This is a genomic window from Aeromonas sp. ZOR0002, from assembly GCF_963866995.1.
GTDB lineage: Bacteria > Pseudomonadota > Gammaproteobacteria > Enterobacterales > Aeromonadaceae > Aeromonas > Aeromonas caviae.
On record NZ_CAWMFQ010000365.1, the window covers coordinates 1 to 5,647 of the forward strand.

General features: G+C 65.5%; 5 protein-coding genes. 2 read left to right on the top strand and 3 right to left on the bottom strand.

All coding sequences use genetic code 11. The features are described 5' to 3' along the window. Positions 1-242 precede the first annotated feature (242 nt). Both AACR77_RS19540 and AACR77_RS19545 read left to right on the top strand, forming a co-directional pair. Positions 243-617 (top strand): hypothetical protein, encoded by a 375-nt coding sequence (locus tag AACR77_RS19540; RefSeq protein WP_041214805.1) that lies wholly within the window; start codon positions 243-245, stop codon positions 615-617. Positions 618-799: 182 nt separating this feature from the next. After that, positions 800-1,528, top strand: coding sequence for an MgtC/SapB family protein (locus AACR77_RS19545; protein WP_042881678.1), 729 nt, complete (start codon positions 800-802; stop codon positions 1,526-1,528). Positions 1,529-1,606: 78 nt separating this feature from the next. On the opposite strand, the gene AACR77_RS19550 is transcribed toward AACR77_RS19545, so the two are convergent. Genes AACR77_RS19550 through AACR77_RS19560 form a run of 3 tightly spaced genes read right to left on the bottom strand, consistent with a single transcriptional unit; the run spans position 1,607 to position 5,424 of the window. Then, complete coding sequence (locus tag AACR77_RS19550) at positions 1,607-2,617, bottom strand: substrate-binding domain-containing protein (protein ID WP_039039230.1); 1,011 nt, start codon at positions 2,615-2,617, stop codon at positions 1,607-1,609. Positions 2,618-2,644: 27 nt separating this feature from the next. Further along, a complete protein-coding gene (locus tag AACR77_RS19555; RefSeq protein ID WP_042881680.1) occupies positions 2,645-4,060 on the bottom strand; it encodes a glycoside hydrolase family 32 protein in 1,416 nt (471 codons plus the stop codon). Further along, positions 4,060-5,424, bottom strand: coding sequence for a sucrose-specific PTS transporter subunit IIBC (locus AACR77_RS19560; protein WP_041214803.1), 1,365 nt, complete (start codon positions 5,422-5,424; stop codon positions 4,060-4,062). The genes AACR77_RS19555 and AACR77_RS19560 overlap by 1 nt, the downstream gene beginning before the upstream one ends. Positions 5,425-5,647 lie beyond the last annotated feature (223 nt).

Genomic DNA, 5,647 nt, shown 5'->3' on the forward strand with positions numbered 1-5,647 from the left:
GTCGCCTCTTTATCACTAGCGGAGACCATCGGTGGGCAACTCATCAAGTGACAGACGCACGCCGACCCTCGTCGTCGGCACCCTGGTCGCGAGCTAGCCGCAGGTTTTTCTCTGCCGCGACTCGCCACCCTGCGAGAAGTGGATCCCTCTTTTCCCCGCTTTTCACACTTGACGTCAGGTGACGCGGACTCATCCCACGACACCTTGCCTGCATAGTTTCTGCTTCCCAAAAGGAGGCTGCTATGCGCTTGATTTCAAACAACCCTGTCGCTGACAAATCCCCTTCCCTGCTGAGCAGACTGGGACGGGGCCTGCGACCACTCTGGCAACGTGGCAGACGGCGTCAGCACCTCTATCGGCTGCACATCCGCTGCGAAGACAGAGCCGACATGGAGCAGGTGCTGGCGGCGGTGAGCCACACCCTGCAACCGGCCGGACTCAGTCCCCTGCAGTCCATGCAGCCCGGGCGCGGTGAAGGCCGCGTGCTGGTGCTGAGCCTCTACTGCACGCCGCCCCAGCGCCGCTATCTGGTGCAGTTCATCCACCAGGTCGGGGCTGTTCACCCGGTACGCTGGGAACTGCGCCCCCGCGCCGGGGACGACGCCACCAGGCATTGACCCTCGAACGAGGCGAGGTCCTTCCCGGGCAACCGTGAAGGGCCTCTTCCCTGCTCTGCGCCATCCCGCCCCGTCAGGAGGCGGGTCGCGCCCTTGCATTCACCACGATGTCGACCTTGCCCCCCGTCTCTCACGCAACCCGGGGGCGAAGGCTGGTCGGCATCCCCAGAAGGAGACCCTTCATGAGAATGTGGCAACAACTCGATTTTCTCGCCCTGCTCGACACCCTGGCCAGCCTGCTGCTCGCCTTCGTGCTGGGCAGCCTGGTCGGCCTGGAGCGCCAGTACCGCCAGCGCACCGCCGGTCTTCGCACCAACGTGCTGGTCGCCGTGGGGGCGGCCCTGTTCGTCAACCTGGCCCAGCGCATCTATGACCTGCATGGCGGCAGTTACGGGGTCGTCCACGTGGTGGCCTACATCGTCTCCGGCATCGGTTTTCTCGGCGCTGGCGTCATCATGCGGGAATCCGGCAACATCCGGGGCATCAACACAGCGGCCACCCTGTGGGGCATGGCCGCGGTCGGGGCCGCCTGCGGCGCCGGGTTCGCCCTGGAGGCCATCCTCGGCGCCCTCTTCGTGCTGGCCGCCAACACCCTGCTGCGCCCCCTGGTCAACCAGATAAACCGTGACCCGGTGGACAACATGGACACCGAAGTGACCTATCACGTGACCGCTCTCATCGGCCGCGCTCACCAGAAGGAGGTACTGCCCTGGCTCGAGCAGATGCTGGAGCAGGCCCACTACCCCCTGAGCGAGCTCGACATCACCCCCTTCGGCGATCAGGATCTCGAGATCTCGGCGGCGCTGCTCGCCACCGCCATCGATGGCACCAAGCTCGATGCCCTGATGAACACGCTCGGGGAGCACCCTCACATCAAGCAGATCTTCTGGCGGGCCAGCATCACCGATTGACGCCCTCATACCAGACGCAGCACAAAAAGCCCCGCCGGATCCGGCGGGGCTTTTTCACAGGAAAGGGAAGCCGTGTGCCTAGCGGCGGCTGCGCCAGCGCACCCTGGGGTTGATGACCTGGGCGGTCTGGGCAGGGGGATTGCCCGCGATGAGTTGCTGCATCATCTCGAAGGCGGCCCGGGCCAGGGCCGGGCAATCCTGGGCCACGGAATCGATGCGCATGGGGATGCAGTCGAGCAGATCGTGATCGTCGAAGGTACACAGGCGCATGCCGGTCTCCATCAGTTCCGCCTCGTTGAGGTAACGCAGCACCCCCTCCAGCAGGGTGAAAGAGGCGGTAAAAAGCCCCTTCGGCGGCGCCCCGAGTTCGTCCACCAGCTCAGACATCAGCTGATAACCCGAGCTCGGCTGGTAGTCACGGTGGCGGACCCGGTCTGAAGTGGCCTCCAGCCCGGCCCGGTGCAATCCGAGCTCGTAACCCGCCAGCCGGTGGCGGCTGGGGGAGAGATCCAGCAGACCGCCGAAGTAGTAGATCTCCTCCCCGCAATCCTCAGCCATATCCTGTACCAGCTCGGCGGTGGCCTTGCAGGCGTCCGAGATCACCATGGGCAGGCGCGACTCACCGATGTGGCGGTCGAGCTGCACCACCGGCAAGCGGTCGTGAATGCGGGCATAGATGTCGTCACTGTGGCCGCTGGAGGCGACGATGAGGCCATCCACCTGACGGCTGATGAGGTTGTCCACCACCCGCTGCTCCAGGGTGGGATCATCCTCGGAGCAGGCGATGAGCAGCTGGAGGCCCGCCTCCCGACAGCGGGCCTCCAGGGCACGGGCTATGCTGGCGAAGCCGAAGTTGGTGAGGTCGGGGATCACCAGCCCCCAGGTGTAGCTGCGCACCTCCCGCAGGGAGCGAGCATGGATGCTCGGCTGATAGTGGCACTCGTCCGCCACCGCCTGGATCCGCTTGCGGGTATCGTCGGCGATGCGGTATTCCGCACTCTTGCCGTTGAGCACCAGGCTGGCGGTGGCCTTGGAGACCCCCGCAAGCGTGGCTATCTGGGCAATCGTGATCCGTTTCTTCTTCTCCACCTGACCTCCCGGCACACTGATACCGGGCTATTGTACTAGGCAGGTCGCCAGCGGCCAGTGATCGAGGCAAATTTTGCTGCCATCACCACCGCAACGTGCGGAAAGTACTGGGTTTTCGCCGGGGAAGTAACGGGTCGACAAGCTCTGGCGCCCGCCATCGACGAAGCACTCCAGGCTGGAGCGGTCACACAAGACGGTGATCTTGCCCCCAAGCCAGGGGGCGCTTCGCTCCTCCCACTCTCCGCTCTGCCAGTTCTGGCGACGCAGGACAAGACGCCCCGGCTGCCACACCAGCTCGACCACGGCCCCGAACCCGATGCGCCCTTCACCGCACAGCGCCAGATCGAGCCAGGCCGAGTCGATGGCAAGGCGCGGCAGCTCGTCCGGCGCCCCCTCGAAGCGGGTCTGCTCCCCTTTCAGGGCGCCCAGCTCTGCCACCGGCCGCTGGCAGAGCCACTCATCCTGCCAGAACAGCTCCCGCGGGCAGCTCATCTGGTGGATCCAGCCGTGCTCGAGAGTGGGCTGGCTCATCTCGTTCTCCTCCGGCAAGCCCAGCCAGCCGAACATCAGGCGCCGCCCCTGGCTATCCTGGGTAGTCTGGGGGGCATAGAACTCGAATCCCCGGTCCAGCTCGTGGAAGGACCCGTGGGCGAAATGCGTCCCATCGAAGTCACCCGCCAGCCAGCCGCACTGGTAGAGGTTGCGATAATCCTCTCCCTGCGGTGCAATCCCCTGGGGGCAGCTGATCAGCACATGGCGATCTCCCAGGGGGAAGAGATCCGGACACTCCCACATGTAGCCAAACTCCCCGAGACCGCCGCGCCCGCTGCCGGCGATGGGGCCCACCAGCGTCCAGGCATCCAGGGTGTCACCGCGATAGAGCAGCACCTCACCCCGATCGTCCAGGGTGCGGGCCCCCAGCACCATCAACCACTGCCGAGCGTCGTGCCACACCTTGGGGTCGCGCACATGGCCGCTGTAGCCTGCGGGCAGGTCCAGCACGGGTCCCAGCTTGGCAAAGCCCCCCTCACCGTCGGCACGGGCCAGACACTGGTAGGCGGTGCGGCTGCCGTCCGGGTATTTGACGTTGCCGGTGTAGATGAGGGTCAGACGCCCCTGCTCATCGCTCACCGCCGAGCCCGAATAGCAGCCGTGGCTCTCATAGGCCTCGGTGGGCAGCAGCGCCACCGGCTCGTGCTGCCAGTGCAGCAGATCGGTGGAGGTGACATGCCCCCAGCCCTTGTTGCGGTGCTCGCAACCGAGCGGGTTCCACTGGTAGAAGAGGTGATAGCGCCCGTCGTGCTCGATAAAGCCGTTGGGATCGTTGAGCAGCCCCACCGGGGCTGCCAGATGCCATCGGGGCCGATGGGGATCGGCCGCCACCTTGAGCTGTCCGGCCAGCAGGGACCGGACAACCTGGTTGAGGAATTGGCTTTCCTTCATCACTCCACCTTGTACTTGAGCAGGTAGGAGGCGGCGAAAGCGGCGCCAAAGGCGATCACCAGACCGATGACGTAGTGGATGAGGCTCATGGGCTGGACGATGGCCATGCCCGGGATGCCGGTCAGGCCCACCGCCGTCATGCCGACCTTGGCCGCCACCACGTAGGCGCCGCCGCAGGCCCCGCCGAACAGACCGGCCAGGAAGGGCTTGATGTAGCGCAGGTTGACCCCGAAGATCGCCGCCTCGGTGATGCCGAGCAGGCAGGACATGGCCGCCGGCACCGTGATGGCCTTGATCTTCACGTCCCGGGTCTTGAAGTAGACCGCGAGGCAAGCCCCGCCCTGGGCCACGTTGGCCATGGCCCAGATGGGCAGCAGGAAGTTAACGCCGATGGCAGGGTTGGCCAGCAGGCCCGCCTCGATGGCGTGGAAGCTGTGGTGGATGCCGGTGATGACGATAAGGGAATAGGTGCCGCCAAACACCAGACCCGCCAGCCAGCCTGCCTGCTCATAGAGGGCGCTCAGACCGAACGAGATGCCATCCCCCAGCACCCGACCGGCGGGGCCGATGAAGAGCAGCGCCACGAAGCCGGTGATGATGACGGTCAAAAACGGGGTGAGGATGAGATCCAGGGCGTCAGGGATGCGCTTGCGCAGCTGTTTCTCCAGGTGGGACATGAACCAGACCGCCAGGAGCACCGGGAAGACGGTGCCCTGGTAGCCGATCATGGCGACATCCAGGCCGAAGAAGTCCATGGTCTTGAAGCCCCCGGCCACGCCCCAGGCGTTGGTCAGGGCCGGGTGGGTGAGAATGCCGCCCAGCGTCGCCCCCAGATAGGGGTTGCCGCCGAATTCGCGCGCCGCCGTAAAACCGATGAGGATCGGCAGGATGATGAAGGCTGCCGAGCTGAACATGTCGAGCATGACGAACAGGGCGCTGTCGGCGTTGACCCAGCCGTAGGTGCGCACCATGCCGAGCAGCCCCATCAGCAGGCCGGAGGCGACGATGGCCGGAATGATGGGCACGAAGATGTTGGAGAGGGTCCGCGCCAGACGCTGGGCCACGTTGAGCTTGGCCGTCGCCATGTCGGTCAGCTCCGCCTTGCTGGCGGTGCCGGTCCCGGTCAGGGTGACGAACTCCGCATAGACCTTGTTGACCAGGCCGGTGCCGAAGATCACCTGGATCTGGCCGGCGTTGCTGAAGCACCCCTTGACCCCCTCCAGCTTGTCGATGGCGGCCTTGTTCACCTTGCTGTCGTCCGCCAGCACCAACCGCAGCCGGGTGGCGCAGTGGGCGGCGCTGACGATGTTCTCCTTGCCCCCGAGCAGGGGCACCAGATCCTGGGCTATCGCACTGATATTCATATTCTTCCTCTTATGGCCCGCCGTCGGCAGGCCCATGTCACATGAGAGTAGGGTCTGTCGACCCGCGGTTCTAGCCGCGGATCAACAGCCGTCTGCGCCTGATCGCAAAAATTCATCCAGCCGGGTGCGGGTGGGCAGTGCCGTCATCGCCCCCTTGGCGGTGGTGGCGAGCGCCCCGCAGCCGTGGGCCTGAGCCAGAATGGCGGGCCATAAGAGGAAGAAT

What these genes read in the sequence shown, in the direction of transcription:
- AACR77_RS19540 (WP_041214805.1), top strand. Translation starts at nt 243, where the DNA reads ATGCGCTTGATTTCAAACAACCCTGTCGCTGACAAATCCCCTTCCCTG.
- AACR77_RS19545 (WP_042881678.1), top strand. Translation starts at nt 800, where the DNA reads ATGAGAATGTGGCAACAACTCGATTTTCTCGCCCTGCTCGACACCCTG.
- AACR77_RS19555 (WP_042881680.1), bottom strand. Translation starts at nt 4,060, where the DNA reads ATGAAGGAAAGCCAATTCCTCAACCAGGTTGTCCGGTCCCTGCTGGCC.
- AACR77_RS19560 (WP_041214803.1), bottom strand. Translation starts at nt 5,424, where the DNA reads ATGAATATCAGTGCGATAGCCCAGGATCTGGTGCCCCTGCTCGGGGGC.